This window comes from Nocardia sp. 348MFTsu5.1 (assembly GCF_000383535.1).
Classification (GTDB): Bacteria; Actinomycetota; Actinomycetes; order Mycobacteriales; family Mycobacteriaceae; genus Williamsia; species Williamsia faeni.
The window spans coordinates 30,208-45,513 of the sequence record NZ_KB911526.1 but is presented as its reverse complement, the minus strand read 5'-3'; the positions used below and the strand labels follow the sequence as shown (position 1 = coordinate 45,513).

The 15,306-nt window shown below is 63.0% G+C and carries 15 protein-coding genes, 1 tRNA gene and 1 pseudogene; 4 read left to right on the top strand and 13 right to left on the bottom strand.

Annotated elements, in window-relative coordinates:
- Positions 1-84: 84 nt before the first annotated feature.
- From H290_RS0124855 to catA, 4 genes are all read right to left on the bottom strand, one after another.
- On the bottom strand, positions 85-1,017 hold the full coding sequence (locus H290_RS0124855; protein ID WP_020109562.1) for a hypothetical protein: 933 nt from the start codon (positions 1,015-1,017) through the stop codon (positions 85-87).
- Between the two features lie 175 nt (positions 1,018-1,192).
- Entirely contained in the window at positions 1,193-1,474 is a 282-nt protein-coding gene (gene catC, locus H290_RS0124850) for a muconolactone Delta-isomerase (RefSeq protein WP_020109561.1), read from the bottom strand.
- Between the two features lie 28 nt (positions 1,475-1,502).
- A complete protein-coding gene (locus H290_RS0124845) occupies positions 1,503-2,624 on the bottom strand; it encodes a muconate/chloromuconate family cycloisomerase (protein WP_020109560.1) in 1,122 nt (373 codons plus the stop codon).
- A 6-nt stretch (positions 2,625-2,630) separates the two neighbouring features.
- The gene (gene catA, locus H290_RS0124840; RefSeq protein ID WP_020109559.1) at positions 2,631-3,485 is read right to left on the bottom strand and encodes a catechol 1,2-dioxygenase; all 855 of its coding nucleotides are present in this window, start codon (positions 3,483-3,485) and stop codon (positions 2,631-2,633) included.
- Between the two features lie 369 nt (positions 3,486-3,854).
- Between catA and H290_RS0124835 the strand changes: the two genes are divergently transcribed.
- Positions 3,855-4,784 carry a DUF3616 domain-containing protein gene (locus H290_RS0124835; RefSeq protein ID WP_020109558.1) on the top strand — a complete coding sequence of 310 codons (930 nt, stop codon included), beginning with the start codon at positions 3,855-3,857 and terminating at the stop codon, positions 4,782-4,784.
- 5 nt (positions 4,785-4,789) lie between these two features.
- Here the strand turns inward: H290_RS0124835 and H290_RS0124830 are convergent, their stop codons facing one another.
- The 5 genes and pseudogenes from H290_RS0124830 to H290_RS0124815 all read right to left on the bottom strand — a co-directional run bounded on the left by H290_RS0124830 (position 4,790) and on the right by H290_RS0124815 (position 9,801).
- The gene (locus H290_RS0124830) at positions 4,790-6,448 is read right to left on the bottom strand and encodes a CotH kinase family protein (RefSeq protein WP_020109557.1); all 1,659 of its coding nucleotides are present in this window, start codon (positions 6,446-6,448) and stop codon (positions 4,790-4,792) included.
- A 165-nt stretch (positions 6,449-6,613) separates the two neighbouring features.
- Positions 6,614-7,035, bottom strand: a pseudogene (locus tag H290_RS30410) (SRPBCC family protein).
- A gap of 13 nt (positions 7,036-7,048) precedes the next feature.
- Entirely contained in the window at positions 7,049-7,405 is a 357-nt protein-coding gene (locus H290_RS31540) for a hypothetical protein (protein WP_196809625.1), read from the bottom strand.
- Positions 7,341-8,045 carry an LLM class flavin-dependent oxidoreductase gene (locus H290_RS29660; protein ID WP_196809624.1) on the bottom strand — a complete coding sequence of 235 codons (705 nt, stop codon included), beginning with the start codon at positions 8,043-8,045 and terminating at the stop codon, positions 7,341-7,343. The genes H290_RS31540 and H290_RS29660 overlap by 65 nt, the downstream gene beginning before the upstream one ends.
- Positions 8,046-8,241: 196 nt before the next feature.
- Positions 8,242-9,801 (bottom strand): adenylate/guanylate cyclase domain-containing protein, encoded by a 1,560-nt coding sequence (locus H290_RS0124815; RefSeq protein ID WP_020109556.1) that lies wholly within the window; start codon positions 9,799-9,801, stop codon positions 8,242-8,244.
- Between the two features lie 232 nt (positions 9,802-10,033).
- Between H290_RS0124815 and H290_RS0124810 the strand changes: the two genes are divergently transcribed.
- Positions 10,034-10,426, top strand: a complete 393-nt coding sequence (locus H290_RS0124810; RefSeq protein ID WP_028463671.1) for a hypothetical protein — start codon at positions 10,034-10,036, stop codon at positions 10,424-10,426.
- A gap of 14 nt (positions 10,427-10,440) precedes the next feature.
- Here the strand turns inward: H290_RS0124810 and H290_RS0124805 are convergent, their stop codons facing one another.
- Together H290_RS0124805 and H290_RS0124800 are read right to left on the bottom strand one after the other, a co-directional pair.
- A complete protein-coding gene (locus H290_RS0124805) occupies positions 10,441-12,432 on the bottom strand; it encodes a hypothetical protein (protein ID WP_020109554.1) in 1,992 nt (663 codons plus the stop codon).
- Positions 12,433-12,531: 99 nt separating this feature from the next.
- Positions 12,532-12,888, bottom strand: a complete 357-nt coding sequence (locus H290_RS0124800; RefSeq protein ID WP_020109553.1) for a VOC family protein — start codon at positions 12,886-12,888, stop codon at positions 12,532-12,534.
- Positions 12,889-13,098: 210 nt separating this feature from the next.
- Here H290_RS0124800 and H290_RS0124795 point away from each other — a divergent pair, with 210 nt between their 5' ends.
- On the top strand, positions 13,099-13,392 hold the full coding sequence (locus H290_RS0124795) for a DUF1905 domain-containing protein (protein WP_020109552.1): 294 nt from the start codon (positions 13,099-13,101) through the stop codon (positions 13,390-13,392).
- Positions 13,393-13,474: 82 nt separating this feature from the next.
- Here the strand turns inward: H290_RS0124795 and H290_RS0124790 are convergent.
- Together H290_RS0124790 and H290_RS0124785 are read right to left on the bottom strand one after the other, a co-directional pair.
- A tRNA-Ala gene (locus H290_RS0124790) sits at positions 13,475-13,547 on the bottom strand.
- 122 nt (positions 13,548-13,669) lie between these two features.
- Complete coding sequence (locus H290_RS0124785) at positions 13,670-14,416, bottom strand: thioredoxin domain-containing protein (protein ID WP_020109551.1); 747 nt, start codon at positions 14,414-14,416, stop codon at positions 13,670-13,672.
- Positions 14,417-14,549: 133 nt separating this feature from the next.
- Between H290_RS0124785 and H290_RS0124780 the strand changes: the two genes are divergently transcribed.
- On the top strand, positions 14,550-15,299 hold the full coding sequence (locus H290_RS0124780; protein ID WP_020109550.1) for a VIT1/CCC1 transporter family protein: 750 nt from the start codon (positions 14,550-14,552) through the stop codon (positions 15,297-15,299).
- Positions 15,300-15,306 lie beyond the last annotated feature (7 nt).

Sequence of the window (15,306 nt, the reverse complement as noted above, 5' to 3'; positions counted from 1 at the left end):
CTTTAGCCCACAAACCCACCAAATCTGGTCAAATCCATGAGCCTCAAACCCGTGGGTTTGACCAGATTTGGTGGGTTTGCGTCGCTAGATGACCTCGGCCCGCGCGAGCGCCTTGCGGATCCGGGCGCGTAAGACCGCCGGCTTCCTGAAGTCGTCCCACACCCAGCGCACCACGGTCACTCCCTCATCACGAAGTCGGTCTTCCCTCAGTTTTTCTCGGATCACCACGTCGGTGACGGATTCACCTGGGCGTCTGTGCTTCTGGTACTTGACCTTCCCGTCGAACTCACCGACGACTTTGCCTTCCCAGTCGAAGTCGACGCGGGCAATCAGCTCGCCGTTTTCGTCGCGATACTCCGTCTGCAAGTCTGGGACCGGTATATCGCACCACTCGATCATGAGGGCGCGGCTGAGGGATTCACCGACCGATTCAGAATTCGTATCGGCGACGTCGAGTGCTCGCCTCAGTGTCGCAATGCCCTTGGTTGTCGCGAATCGCTTCGTGATTGACCTGAGTTCCTCGCGGGTGACACCGAGACGCAGTGCGTGATCGAGAACCACTACCGCTTGGACGAAGGACCCCTGCCGCGCGATGTCGCACGCGGTCAGTGCCAGTTTGGTCAGCAACACCCCATCGATGACGGTGACATCATCGGCGCTCAATGCGTATTCGTGCAAATGGACCTCGCGTCCGCGGCGGCCACCGCCGGTCACATAGAAGTGGACTCGACGTTGGTCAGGAGCGAGTTGGTTCAAACCGTGCAGCACTGCGGCCGAGGAGTGGCTGATCACCCGATGTTTGGTCCGGCCGGCGACAGCGACAACGAGTTCGCGGTACTTCTCGTCGAAATCGGGGTCGCGCGTGGTCTCGTCGGGCTCGACCGGACGATAGACACCGCGGGTGACGCGAACCACCGTCCCGTGTCTTTTGGCACCGCGGAGTTGGGAATCGTCACCACCACCATGCAGATGTCTTGCCCGGCGGATCAGGCCGTCTTCGTCAGGTGTGAGGTCCATGCACAGATCATCGGTGGCCGAACCTGGTTTCAGGTCTGCAGCAAGTGCAGTTCGCCGAACCCTGTTGATGCACTATCGGACTGTGGACAGCAACAAACCCACCAGATCTGATCAAAACCAAGGGTTTGCGACTCGTGGGTTTGACCAGATCTGGTGGGTTTGTGGACGGCGGCGACTACTTGATCGACGACGGGTGCTTCGCCAGTGGCATGATGTCGATGGTCATGTAGGGGAACAGTGGCAGGTTCCACAGCAGATCGTGGAGTTCGTCGGGTGACTCGACGTCAAAGATGCTGACGTTGCTGTATTTTCCGGCGATCCGCCAGATGTGGACCCACTTGCCCTGCCGCTGCAGATCTTGCGAGTATGCCTTCTCTTTGGCGAGCGTCTGTGTGCGAAGCCCCGGATCGAGGTCGAGGGGGATGTCGACGTCCATCCGCACATGGAAAAGTGCCATAGCAGTATTGCCTTTCAGATCGCGGTGGTCAGTTCCGGGTCAGTTTGTCGACCATGTCCATGTCGAGTTCGACACCGAGCCCCGGACCTTCGGGCAACTGGACCTTGCCGTCTCCGTATCGCAGGGGTTCGGAGAGGATATCCACCGCAAACAGCAGCGGCCCGAACAGTTCGGTCCCGAAATTGATGCCCGGCTCGCTACACGCGAAGTGGATCGATGCCGCGGTGCCGATCGGGCCTTCGATCGAGGTCGCTCCGTGGCAGGCGATGCCGGCAGCTTTTGCGATGGCGGCGATTTCACGGCTCTTCGAGAGACCACCACATTTGGTGGTCTTGATTGCGATGACGTCGGCGGCACCCTGCCGGACCACCTCGAGGGCGTCGTGGGGTGTGCTGACACTCTCGTCAGCCATGATCGGCACCGGCAACAGATGATTCAGCTCGGCGAGCACATCGATCTGCTCCCCCGGCGTCGGCTGTTCGATGAGTTCGACTCCGCCGTCGGCCAAGCGCGGCAGATACTTCAACGCGGTGAACCGATCCCAGCGAGCGTTGACATCGACGCGCACGCCCGCACGTCCGTCCAATCCGTCGACGATGGCGAGGATCCGCCGGGTGTCGACCTCCGGTTCGAGGGCACCCATCTTCAGTTTGAAACTGAAATGCATACGGCTGCCGAGCTTTTCCGTGGCCTCGTCGAGAATCTCGGCGACCGGTGCGGCGCCGAGCGCCCAGGTCACGTCGACGCTGTTCCGGAACGCCCCGCCCAGCAGTGTGTGCACCGGGACATTCAGGCACCTCGCCCAGGCATCGTGCAGCGCGATCTCGACCGACGCCTTCGCAAACCGCGCATTCGCCACCACCCGCTCGATGTCGAGCATGATCTTGGTGAGGTCATCCACGGTGCGGCCCAACAGAATCGGGGTGATGTATCGGTCGACGATGACCTTCATGGTCTCGACCGATTCACCGCCCCACCACGGACCGCCGGGCACAACACCTTCACCGTGACCGACCACTCCACCGTCGGTCTTGATCGACACCAGCAGGATCGGCTGGGCATCCATCGATGTGGTCGCGAACTTGTGGCTGCGAACCAGGGGTACGTCGATGATCCGGGTCTGGACCTCAACGATTTTCAGGTCAGGCACCGGTTTTTACTCTCCTGCCGGGTCAAGCGCAAAGTTATAGTCGACGTGGTTCTTGCCGTCGTCCCCGGCTGTCGGCGACAGGATCAGCTCCGGCTTGGTGGCCGAGGCGACATCGGAGTCGAGCCATTCCCCACCCTCGAAGTAGAGCTGGGTGGTGACGGATTCCTTGCCCGGCGCCGAAACGATCAGGTGCAGATGTGCCGGCCGCCACGGATGCCCGTTCTGGGCGAGGATGAACTGACCGGTCGGACCATCGGTCGGAATCTGGTACGGCGCAGGCTGAATCGTGGTGATCTCGTAGCGACCCTCGGAGTCGGTGATGATCTTGCCGCGCAGATTCCACTCCGGCAGATGATCGGCAAACTGCGAGTAGTAGCCGTCTGCGTCCGCATGCCAGAGTTCGATGATGGCGCCGTCGATGCCCTTGCCGTCGAGGTCGGTGACCTGACCGCCGAACACCAGTTGGGTCTGCTCGCGATCGACATCGCGCATCGGCAGCGTGCAGACAGACGGCAATTCAGGTGCGTTTGCCACGTAGTACGGACCCTCGATGGTGCCCTTGGTGCCCTTGCGACTGCGGGCGAGGACCTCTTCGACGGCGTGCTCGATGAACACGTCGAGGAACAGGGGCCACTCGCCACCCTCGCCGACGTCGATCAGCCACTGCTTGAGCACGCGGTACTCGGGGTAGGTGACGTTGTGGTCGAGGATCACCTTGTGGAGCGCCGACAGGGCATCTTTTGCGATGGCGGCAACCCGCTCGGGTGAGGTGTCTGCGCTGACGCGTTCGTTCTTGAACTTGTCGGTGGCAGCAGTGCCGGAACCGACCGCGGACGGGCTGTTGAACTCGGTGGCTGTCATTGGGGTCTCCCTGGTTGCTAAGTTAGGTGTACGCATTGCGTACTTAACGTTCGCATTGCGTACTCACACTGTGCGGCCAGTCACACCCGCTTGTCAAGTACCAGTCAGGCGAAAGATCGAGCTGCATCCCACCCCGACCCCCGCCCCGACCCCGCCGAGCGTGCCGAAATCACCGTCGAGCGTGCCAAAGCTGTTGCAGCATTGGCATTTTCGGCACACTCGGCGGCAACGAAGGCACGCTCGGCGGTCGGATCGGCACGGTCGGCGGAGGCGGGGGCGTGTGTGCTGACGTCGTGTCAGTGACGACGACCGGGAAAGATGTTTCAATTTCGGGTACAAGCTGATCCCCAGCGGTGGTTGGAGGATGACGTGGACCAGTGGACCGGTGCGGGCCATGTTGGCAAACGGAAAAAGGTCAGGTCGACGCCATTCCGTGAGAAGAACGGCAAGGTTCCGTTCAATGCCTCTGGGGTCGCGCTGGTGGGGCCGGGGCGGTTCGTCTTCATCGACAATCGGGACCCGGGTGCGCTCTTCGAATTCGCTCTCGACGACGACGGCGCAGAAGTCGGCAGAATCCGGCGACGCCCACTGGTCGGTGTGACCGATGGGATGTTGCAGGACCCCGAAGGCCTCGCCAGCGTAGAAAGCCAGGGTGACACCTACCTCGTCATCGGATCGTCGCTCGGTGTCGCCGGCGCCGACGGGTCCGGACGAAAAAGGGTCTACGACGGGCTGGTACGAGTTCGCTACAACCCCGACGGCGACTTGCATGCGGAAGCCATGCACGGATTCCGCGCGTGGCTACTTACCCACGAACCCTCGCTCGCCGTTGCCGGCGACCGCGAACCGGACGCGGGCGGGCTGAACATCGAAGGCCTGGCCTGGGATCCGCGGGTGAGTGCGCTCGTGCTCGGCCTGCGGGGGCCGATAAATCCCGGAAGAATCGCGGTCGTGGCGATCCGCGTCGGCGCCAGCACAGCCCCGTGGACGACGGCGTCGCTCGAGGCTTCCTCAATCCTGCACGCCCGCATCCCGCGCGCGGGCGCGCGACAGGGGGTTCGCGATCTTACCTACGACGAGCGAACCGGAGAATTCCTGATCCTGTTGGGGCGCACGATCAGTCGAGACGACGAACCGTTTCAGCTGTGCACCTGGAACGGCTGTGACGATGATGTCCAATTGCTTGATGTTGCCTTCCACCGGTCCATGAAGCCGGAGGGCATCACGACATTCTCGAGTGGCGGCGAAAACAAGCTCCTGATTGTCGACGACGACGGTGGGTATGCGGTGCTCGGTTGACCCGATCAGGTGAAGAACAGTTTGAAGTCGCCGGTCTCCTGATGAACTCTCGGTTTCCCTGACGGCGTGGTGTCGGTCCCGAACCTCGTACTCAGACCGGTCCGTTTGCTGACCAGGTTGAAATAGCCGCTGAAGGTGAACTTGTCCGGAGAATCGAGGGGAACGACCGAAAACTCTTCAGCACTCTCGCTGTTGTTCGCCGGACCTGTGTAGAGCAGTTTGTTCCCTTGGCTGGACACAATCGAGCTCGCATGGAGAAAACGTCCGAAAGCCTTGCTGGTCACCGACTTTCCGGATCCGAGATCGTCGAAGCACCACAGATCCGAATCGTCCACCACGGCCGGACGGGGGCGATGGACCACCTCGAAATTGACCGGATCCGGTATATCTTTCGGAATCCCCTCGGTGTTGCCGGCATGCAGACAGTCGTTGGTGGTGTCGTCGCGAATGTAGGCCCCGTCGGCGTCGGGCAGTCCGGCGCACAGATAGCCGGCCGATCCGGCCAATCGCAGCTGCTTTCGCACCGACCCCAGCTCCGCTGGCACGTTGGGCACACCCAGTCCGGTCAGCAGCGCCTCCATCTTCAGAATCATCGGAGTCAACACAGTCTCCTGCGCAGCACGACCGAACACCGTTTCCCGATACGTCACGATTTGATCGAGCAATTGCGCCCGGCGTGCTGAGTCGTTGCGCACGAGCTTCGCGATCAGTCCAGTGGTGTCGAGCTTGAAATGTCGGGTGGCCTGGAGAGTCTGGTCGAGGCCCCAGGGAATCATCTTGAAATTGACGTTGCCCACACCTGGTGCTGCCACGGCGGTCGTGTCGTTGTAGACGTAGGTGTTGTTGGTGTTTCTGGAGTAACCGTCCCAGTGCTTCAGAAAGAATTCCATCGCGTTGAGTCGAATGAACTGATCCAGGTCGAATACCTCGCTCGCCCCGGCCAATCCATGTTCGTCGATATGGTCGATGGCGAACCGCAGATCGGCCTTGTCGTCGAACTCAGAAAGCGACTCCACCCCGATGAACTTGAACCGTCCGCCGACGAAATCGTCGTTGTGTTCGAGTTCGTACAGGTTCCCTTTCATGTTGCCGTTGAAGTTGCGCTCGATGTAGCGCGGCATGATCGGTTCGGCGTTGACGAAAACGCCCGGACTGTTGACGCCGGCGAAACCTTGACCGATTGGGGTGCCGTTCACGAAGACCCTGGCGAAGTTGCAGCGCGAGTACGGCAAGCCGGCCATCTCAAACAGTTTGTAACCCAGTGGCTGTCGAATGTAGGACGGATCCTGGATGGAATTGTTCATCGTCAGATAGCGTGACCCGATCAGCTGCGCGGCCACTGCAGTATTGGCCTTCCGAAATTTTCCGAAATCGATGTGAAGGCATGGCTTTTCGCTGCTGATCGAGCCGCAGAACGACTTCTTCTTGATGCCGACCTCGGTGAAGGTGGTCCGCGCGGGAAACTTGGTGCCCACTATTTCGACCGACGTTGCCTTTCGCCACGTGTACCGGGCGCCGTCGGTCCAGTCGAAGTTGCACCTCCCGCCTTTCGGCTGTTCAGTGCGCACTGCTTCCCAGTCGGATTGCGGCATCGAGATATTGATAGTCAGCACGTTGTCGAGTGCGTACACGGAATCGAGTGCTTGTTGCTCCTGCTGGCTCATCGTCAGACCTCTGCGCGTCGGTGCAAGCTCCTGCTGACGGCAATCGGAGATCCGTAGCCGCAGCTCCGGCCTGCACGTGCGATGCTGTCGACTGGTTCCGACGCTAGTCGAGCGACGGCAGCACGTCGTGAGTAGTCGACTACTCGATCGCCGACTGCGGCTACTTCAATTCGAACGAGTCGCGGACTCGAGTCGATCCCGCAGCGACTCGAGCCCGGCGCGATATGACGAGGCGATTGCTTCAACCAGGCGGCCGGCGGTGTTCGGTCGGGCGGCTTCGAATTCGCCCGACCACACGACCCGAGAACCCTCACCGGCATCCTCCACCTGAATCCGGGATCGGTAGTCCACCATCCCGAACTGGTTCCCTTCGACCGCGTATACGTAATACCGATCTTCGTCGGAGTGCTCGACGATCAACTCGGTAACCTCACCCCGCCCACCATCGTGCAGTGTCGCGATCCGTTCGATTCGGACGACGAGTCGATACCGGGATGCCACTGCGAGAGTGCCCCGGGAGACCCTATGACCGACCACACCGACGCCGGGCGGGCCGCTATCGCAATCTCTTCGCGAACTTTGGTCATCTACGTTTCCTCGCTAACTGGCTGGAGTCGTGCGGGCTGCGGCGGCGAACGCACGGAGTTCCCTGGCCACGTCCGGCCCACTCGGGTTGTACATCACTTCGCGGTAACCGGCGTCCGCGAGCTCCTCGAACTTGCTCCGCACCGCGGCGTGGTCCCCGACGATCTCGTTGCCGAGCGGGCCACTCGAATCGGGAGATTGCAGCAGCGGTCGGTCGCGCTCGGTGAGGTGGGTGGCGTGACCGTCGAAGGTCAACAGATGCTGCTCGCCTTCGCGCGCCCGTGATTCCAGGTCCAGGCGCCAGGCCTTACCACCGGGCAGCCGGTCGACGGCGGCGGCTCCGCCGTAGGCGTAGGCGCCGTGCCACTGCACGACGCGCCATGGGCCGACCGCCTCCAGCACCCGAGGTGATCGTGGATCCTCCGGGTTCGAGCACTGTCCCGGACACCATCGTCGCTGTGGGTAGCGTCGAGTGAACCGGTCCGATGGTTCCATCGGCGACTTCGGCTGCCCGCCGCATTCCCCGTGGACCCAGGACACTGAGCCAGATGGGTACGTCGACCGGTCGCGGCGCCGCCAACCCGGGCCAATGCAGCATCTTGACCGCCTTGCCCCGGAGCTGCACCGTTTCCCCGGCGAGCAGCCCGCGCACCGCGGCGACGTGCTCGAAGAGCTCGTCATGCGACACCGGAGGACGACCAACCGTCAAGCGCGCGGTGTAGCCGGTCCCGAAACCCGCGCGGAAGCGGCCACCGGAGAGTCGTGCGATCGTAGCGATCGCCGAAGCCTCCGCGACGGCCGAACGTTCCCCCGGTATCAGCACGGCAGTCCCGAGACCGATCCGCGTGGTTCGGGTGGCGGCCAACGCGAGGTGGACGAACGGGTCCTCCCACAGCGATGCGGAACCGAAGATCCAGACCCGTCGATAACCGAGTTGCTCGGCCAGCACCGCAAGATCGGCGAAATCTGGTCCCGGGGGCAATCCACAGGACAACTCGAAATCGGTGCTCACCAAAATCCTTTCCACCGGGTCGACCACGGCAGTCGCTCGACGCCGAAGGTCAACCTACCGGCGATACGCACCCGGCGGTGCGCGAATCGCCATCCTGAACCGCGAAAAGCCTTGGAAGAAAAGCGTTACCGATCCACGAGGATCATCTCCGCAGCCGCCAGGCGACGTCATGGCGATCGCCCTGACTTCGGCGAGTTCAGGTTCTGCTGGCGTTCGGGGCGAGGCGGGCCATCCCGCGAAGGATCCATGGTGTCCGCCTCGCCACCAGCCCCACTGCGCGGTCTGTTCGGCGCATCGTGGCGCGCGGGCCCGGGGTCGGCGTGGACACCAGTGCGGCCTCGGCCGAACCCGCCCGCGCACTGTGCCGATCGACCGCCAGGAGTTGCCACATGCCGGGCACACCGCGCAACTCGACGCTGCCGCGGTCCTCGAAGCCCGTGCCCGAGCCGACGACCAGATCACGGACCGTTCCTGAGACGACGATGTCCCCGGCCCCGGCTTGGCCGAGAATCCGCGCCGCGATGTGTACGGCGATTCCGCCGATGTCGTTGTCAAGCAGTTCGCACTCGCCGGTGTGGATGCCGGCGCGGATCTCGATGCCCAGCGTCTCGGCGTCAGAACGCAATGCCTCGGCACATCGGATGGCCTGCGTCGGACCGTCGAACGTGGCAAGGTGCCCGTCTCCAGTGCTCTTGACCAGCGTGCCGCCGAATCGTTGCGTGACATCGGCGGCGATCTCACCAAAGCGCGCCAGCACCGCCCGCCACCGCTCGTCACCCGCTGCCGCGGCCTGTCGCGTTGAGGCGACCATGTCGGTGAACAACACCGTGCGCAGGGCGCGATGCGACTGGGCCGGCGCGGCATGGCCACCAGTGAGGAACTCCTCGATCGCGGTCAGGATCCTGTCGGGACTTGTGATCCAGGGCGCGTGGTCCACGCCTTCGACCTCTAGCCACCGCGCACCGGGAATATGGTCGGCGAGGTAGCGGCCGCATTGCACCGGCATGCAGTCGTCGCGGGCATGACTGACCAGGGTTGGCACGGTGATCGTCGACAGGATGGGCCGAATGTCGAGACGAAACACCGATTCGGCCGTCGCCCGGACCATTCCGGGGCTTGCGCTCATCCGCTCGAACATTGCGAGCTGGCGTATCGACCGAACTGACGGGAACATGCACCTGGCTGCAGCACCGGTGCCCCACGCCGAGCGGATAGCGCGTCCCATTTCCACGAGGCCGGCGAGCTGCTCGGTCGACGGCACGTAATCCGCACCGGTCCCGGACAAATCCTCACCGGCGTCAGCTACGAGACGTTTGCGCAGATCGACCGGGTCGCGATCACAGTCCTCCCAATCGATGGCCATGAACGGGTAGGCGCCATAGACGATCAGTGCTTGTGTTCGCTCCGGTCGTTTCGCCGCAAACACGATCGAGGCCGTGCCACCCTCGCTCATACCGAAGACGGAGGCCTTTCCGAAGCCGGCGGCGTCCATGACGGCCTCGATCTCGGCCACCCGGTCATCCAGCGTGCGAACCTTCGCCACCGGATCCGAAAGCCCGACTCCGGCCTTGTCGAACATAAGGACCCGACAGAACGTGCCGAGCTGGTCGAAGAAAGCCTTGAACTCGGGCATCGTCCAGAACAGCTCGATATGGCTGACGAAAGGCCCGACAAAGACCAGGTCGACGGGCCCGGCGCCGAACACCTGGTACGCCAGACTCAGATCGCCGCAGGGCGCGTATGAGGTTTCCGGCACGGCCCTAATCATACGGATTACAACGCCAGGAACAATGGCTCGAAATCGGTTCGGCACCTGGTGGAGTACAGATCCCAGTCGTTAGCGTGCCTCCGAAATATGCGGTGTCTGTGGAACATTGGCAGTCCTGGGCATCCGCACCCAATGAGAACACAGCGTTGTCGCATTGTGACAACGCGTTGTCACGCCTCTTTCAATGAAGGTCATCAACCATATCGTCAGGAGTAATTCGATGCATATCACCAAGAATGAGATCCCGGTAAAAATCGACGTGCCGGGAGCAAAGGCTCGTCAGTTGCCCGACTTCGGGGTCACGACCGCCGGCGCAATCGGTGCGGAGTATTTCAGCCTTGGAGCCGGCACCGACATCGCACCACTGCTGCAGGGGCTGGACAACGACGCCTGCCATGCGCCTCACTGGGGCTACATGATCTCGGGCGAAGTGGTTGTCAGCTTCAGCGACGGCACCACCGAGACGTGTATTGAGGGCGACCTGTACTACTGGCCCCCCGGGCACTCGGTACGGGTGGCGCAGGATTCAGAAGTGGTCATGTTCAGTCCGCAGGTCGAGCACGGTGCCGTGATGGACCACATGCTCACCAAACTTGCGGACGCAACGCAGTAATTCGACCGCAGGCTTCAGCGAGTCACTGTCCAGCTGATCGGGGCCACCGTATCGGGCATGTAGCTACAGCAGCTTCCCGTCCGGACGGTCCTCTTCAGGTGCGTCCCCAACACCTCGTCATGGTCGGTGAGGCGGTCGAGTGCGTACCGCAGCGATCTGGTGACGCTGGTCCGTGCCCGCTCGGCCGCGCCTCCTGTTTCCCGTAGCCGCCCACCCAGTCCGACGGCACCGTTCAGCTCTTCGAGCAGAAACTCACGGTCGCGCCGCGCCAGTTCAGCGCGGGCGAGGTCGTTGTTGGCCTTCGCCTCGGCGATGTCCTGGTCGACCTCGTCGAGTCGACGCCGATATGCGTACCGTGCTCGCTGGTCGAGGATCGGTATCGGATCGCCGACGTCGTGACCACCGCACAGGTCCATCGCCCTGAACTCATGCCCTGGCCGCGACAGCAACGCGGCCAGATATTGCAGGCCTCTGAGATTGCCCAACACGATCTCGGCGTCTCGGAATGCGAAATGCCAGTGGCCACCGGTCCACACCATCGTCGCGGCCAGCGACGCCTGCCGTGGGAGCGCGGATTCTCCGTTGAGCAGAGCGATCACCTCTGCGGCCCGTTTCACCGCACCGAACGACACGAACTCTGCGTGGGCGGCCTGCCAGTCCAGACGGCTTCTCGCGGTGTCGCCGGTTGCGGCGTAGGCCGACCCCAGAACCACTCGGGCAACGGCAGCCTCATAGGGAGCGTCCAGTTCACACCAATGAACCACCGCCGCGGACGCGTCGCCGATGGCGAACGAGGCGTCGCCGGCCAGCAGATGGGCCCTGGCGGTGGCCAGTGCAGCACATGCGGCGAGGCCGGAACTTGCAAATCGCGCTGCGATGTCGCGCAACCGGGAGGCAGATTGCACGGCAGTCGCCGCGTCGCCATTCGCGAACGCGATCTCCGACTGGGCATCGAGCAAGGGCGCCAGACGCAGGTCGCCGAACGGCGGCCGCTCCTTCCACGGCAGATCCGGCGGATTGTCCACCGCACCCGCGATGAGTTCCGCTGCAGACTCGAGGTCGCCCTGATCCTTTCGCAGCAACGCGATACCTGGCAATGGCGGCCAGGCCCGACGGTATGCCTGCATGTAAGCGTCCTCCGCACCCGGAAGATCACCGAGCCGGAGTCTGATGTTGCCGAGTTCCACCAGGGGCCAACCGAATTCACGACGCATCCACGGCCTGAGTTCATCGCAGGCCTTTAGCGCCTCGAGTTCGGCTTCGACACCTGGCCCGCTGACTCGCAGCAGTTCGGCCCGATGCACCCGGCACCGCCCGTGAATGCCTCCATACGCGCGGCCGTGACGCCAATGCTCCATGACATCGGTCCATTCGCGGGCCCGATCGTATGCGAGCAATCCCTGGGCGGCGCAGACCAGTTCGCAGTAGAGCATGCCCGTGGTGAAGTGGTCGACGGCGCCGGACATCAGCCGAAGCGCAGCATCGTCGAGCGCGGCGAGGCCTTGCTCCACATCGCCGTCGGCGATGAGCAATCGTGCGGTCGCGACCTGCCCGAGCATGACCGCCGGCGGAACATTCAGCCGAGCACCGAGTTCCATCGACCGAAGCGCCTGTCGGTGCGCCCCGTCCGGGTCACCAGACATGAAGCGCTCATACGTCCGGACCATCGCGAGCAACGCGTGCGCCGGCACCTCCCCGACGTCCTGAAGTTCACGGTCGGCACGCGCCACCCAGCCGCGGACCGGTGCCATCAGACCGGTGTCGACCAGAAGATAGAGCGCGACATTCGCCGCTGCCCAGGCCGCGGCCGGGTGGTCGTTTGCTTCTCGGTGCCGGTCGTAGAGCGATTCCCATTCCGCGACAGCAACTTCGAACTCTCCCTTGCCGTAGTGGGCGACCGCCCGTACCTCAGCGGCCTCAACAGAGTTGTCGTCCGCGAGCAGAGCCAGCGCGGCAGTCCAATCGTCGCGCGACATTGCCGCCCGGGCGTCGGCCAGAACGGTCATTGTCCTACATCAATCATCGACCCAGTATGGCAATCGGGTGATGTCCGATCGGGCGAACGCGCAAACGCAGATCGCGATCGCGAGAACCTCCGGAACCTGCTAGTCCCGGGCGAGCGGACTGTAGAAGACCAGGCCGTTGCCCTTGTTGTCGTAGACAACGGCGCGGCGTTCGTGGGCGTCGTCGTATGGGCCCTTGACGATGCCACCACCGCTGGCCTCAACGGCTCGTGCCGCGGCGTCGACATCGGCGGTCTTGATACCGACGACAACCTGGCCGTGGATCGGATGATCCACAGCGGTCGCCAGCGCCAGCGTGATCGAGCCGCCATCGAGGGCTGCGAAGTGGGCGCCGTCGCGAAACTTCAGTGCCATCCCGAGTGTCTCGCTGTAGAACTTGATCGATTCCTCGAGGTTGTCGGTCGACAGGACGATCATCCGCACGTCGTGGTCACTCACCAGGGGCCTCCTTGGTCGGATCGCCACCAGACGCGGTGACGAATGGGTAAAACTAAGTCTGTCGCACCTCCGACGTCAGGTTCGGATATTCGTCGCACGTGATGAGAGCGCGACTGAGTTGGCGGTAGGTCGACCAGGGAGGCGGCGGCCCCGGCGACCTCGACGCGTCACACGTCATAGTGTCGAAACCGGACCGGACGGGAGAAGATCATGTGCGCAAGCGAGGCGGCCACGCCCCTGGACAAGCAGTTCACTGCTCGCCTTCAGAAAAGCCCGAACAAGGGTGGATGGACCTACGTCGTGATGCCCGGATCGGCCGAATACTTCGGCACCCGAGGCCTGGTCAAGGTACGCGGAACCGTCGAAGGACACCCGTTCCGAACATCGTTCATGGCACTCGGCGACGGGACACACAAACTCCCGATCAAAAAGGATCTGCTTCGGATCCTGGGCAAGGCCGTCGGCGACAACGTCACGATCCATTTGGACGAGCGCATCACCTGACTGCCCTCGGGACTGACTCGGCCACCCCTGGCCACATAACAAAAGAGCAGGTCAGACATTGGTCTGACCTGCTCTTTTTCGGTGGAGCTAAGGGGATTCGAACCCCTGACCCCCACACTGCCAGTGTGGTGCGCTACCAGCTGCGCCATAGCCCCGTATTCGGTTTTCACAAGCTTCGCGGCTTATTTCTCCGCTCTGCTTGCTCGACCGAAATTACACCATCAGCGTCAGCGCGACCAAATCCGCTCGTTGGTGGGACCCGGTTGGGACCCGACCGTCAGCTCTGGTCGGGTGCGATGAGCGCGGCAACCCACTCGGGTCCGCTGGTCACCTCGACCTGCTTACCGTCTTCAAGCACGCTGGGCGTTCCTACCTGTCCACCGAGAGCTGTGGACAGCTCTGCCTGTGACTGCTCCGCGAGTTGCTGCGCAGCCGCCACCTCAGCGCCATCAGCGATGCACTGCTGTGTCGCCTCACTGGCGCCGACATCCTTGGCGAAGGCCGCCAAGGCCTGGTTGTCGTGGTCGACGTCACCTTCCGCGGGCTGTTCTTTGAAAAGGAGCGAGTGGTACGCCATCTGGATGGTCTGGTCTTCGGTGGTGGCCACACACTTCATCGCGCCGGCGGCCCGTGAACTGTAATCACCCGAACCCGAGCGCTTGTCCAGGAAATTCAGCATGTGATAGCGGATCTGGAGCTGGCCGCTATTCGCCGCATCGGTCAGCGCAGCTCCCGAGGTCTCCTCGAGGTTGCGGCAGGCCGGACACTGGAAGTCCTCGAACATGTCGATGGTGGTGGGCGCCGAAGCGCTACCTGCGGTGAAAACAGCGGTGGTGGCCAGAACATTGGTGTCCGCAGTTCCCTTGTCACTGTTGCTGTTCCAAAGGATTCCACCGATCACCACAGCGGCGAGGACAACCACGGCCAGTCCGGCAAGGACGTACGTCGTCACGCTCGACTGTGCGCGGGGCTGATACTTGCCGCCAGATGCCTTTGATACCGGCTGTTTCTTCTTGTTGCTCACTGTGTCCTCACCGAAACCAATTCACACCGATTGAGACCTCGTGCGACCTACACGCGTCGTAATAAGGGTAACGAGCCACGCCTGAGAACAATCTGAGCAGAAGCGCCCCGGGGCTGCGGGATACCATCGCGAGGTGTCTCAGCGCATACCGTCGGATGAACCACCACATCCGCCCCGATCCGGCAGCAACGAGGCCAGTCACACCCACGCCGACGTCTCCGGCGGACGCCTGCGTGCTGCGACATTCGGCGCGATGGACGGACTGGTCACCAACATCAGCCTGGTCGCCGGTGTCGGCGCAGCAGGGGCCTCCGGCCACACGATCATCCTCAGCGGCATGTCAGGCCTGGTGGCCGGCGCATTCTCGATGGCACTGGGCGAGTACACGTCCGTGACCACACAGAACGAGCAGGTCGACGCCGAGGTCGTGGTCGAACGGCGCGAATTGACCAGGCACCCCGACGCAGAACTCCACGAATTGATCGAGACTTTTGTCGAGATGGGGATGTGCGAGGAAACAGCGACCGCCGCCGCCACCGAAATCCACCGTGACACCGACCGCGCCGTGAATCTGCACCTGACCCACGAACTCGGGGTCGACCCCCAGGATCAGCCGTCGCCGATGGTCGCGGCCCTCTCCTCGTTCGCGATGTTCGCGGTCGGCGCGGTGATCCCACTGATCACCTACCTACTCGGATTCGAGTCGCTGCCCGCCGCCCTCGTGGTCGGCGGGCTGGGACTGCTCCTGGCCGGCGCCGCTGCCGCACAGTTCACCGACCAGCCGATCTGGAAAGGCGCGCTACGGCAACTCGCCTTCGGCGTGATCGCCGCCGGCGCGACCTATCTCGTCGGCTACCTGATCGGCGTCCCGGCGTCGGGATGACGTGCGG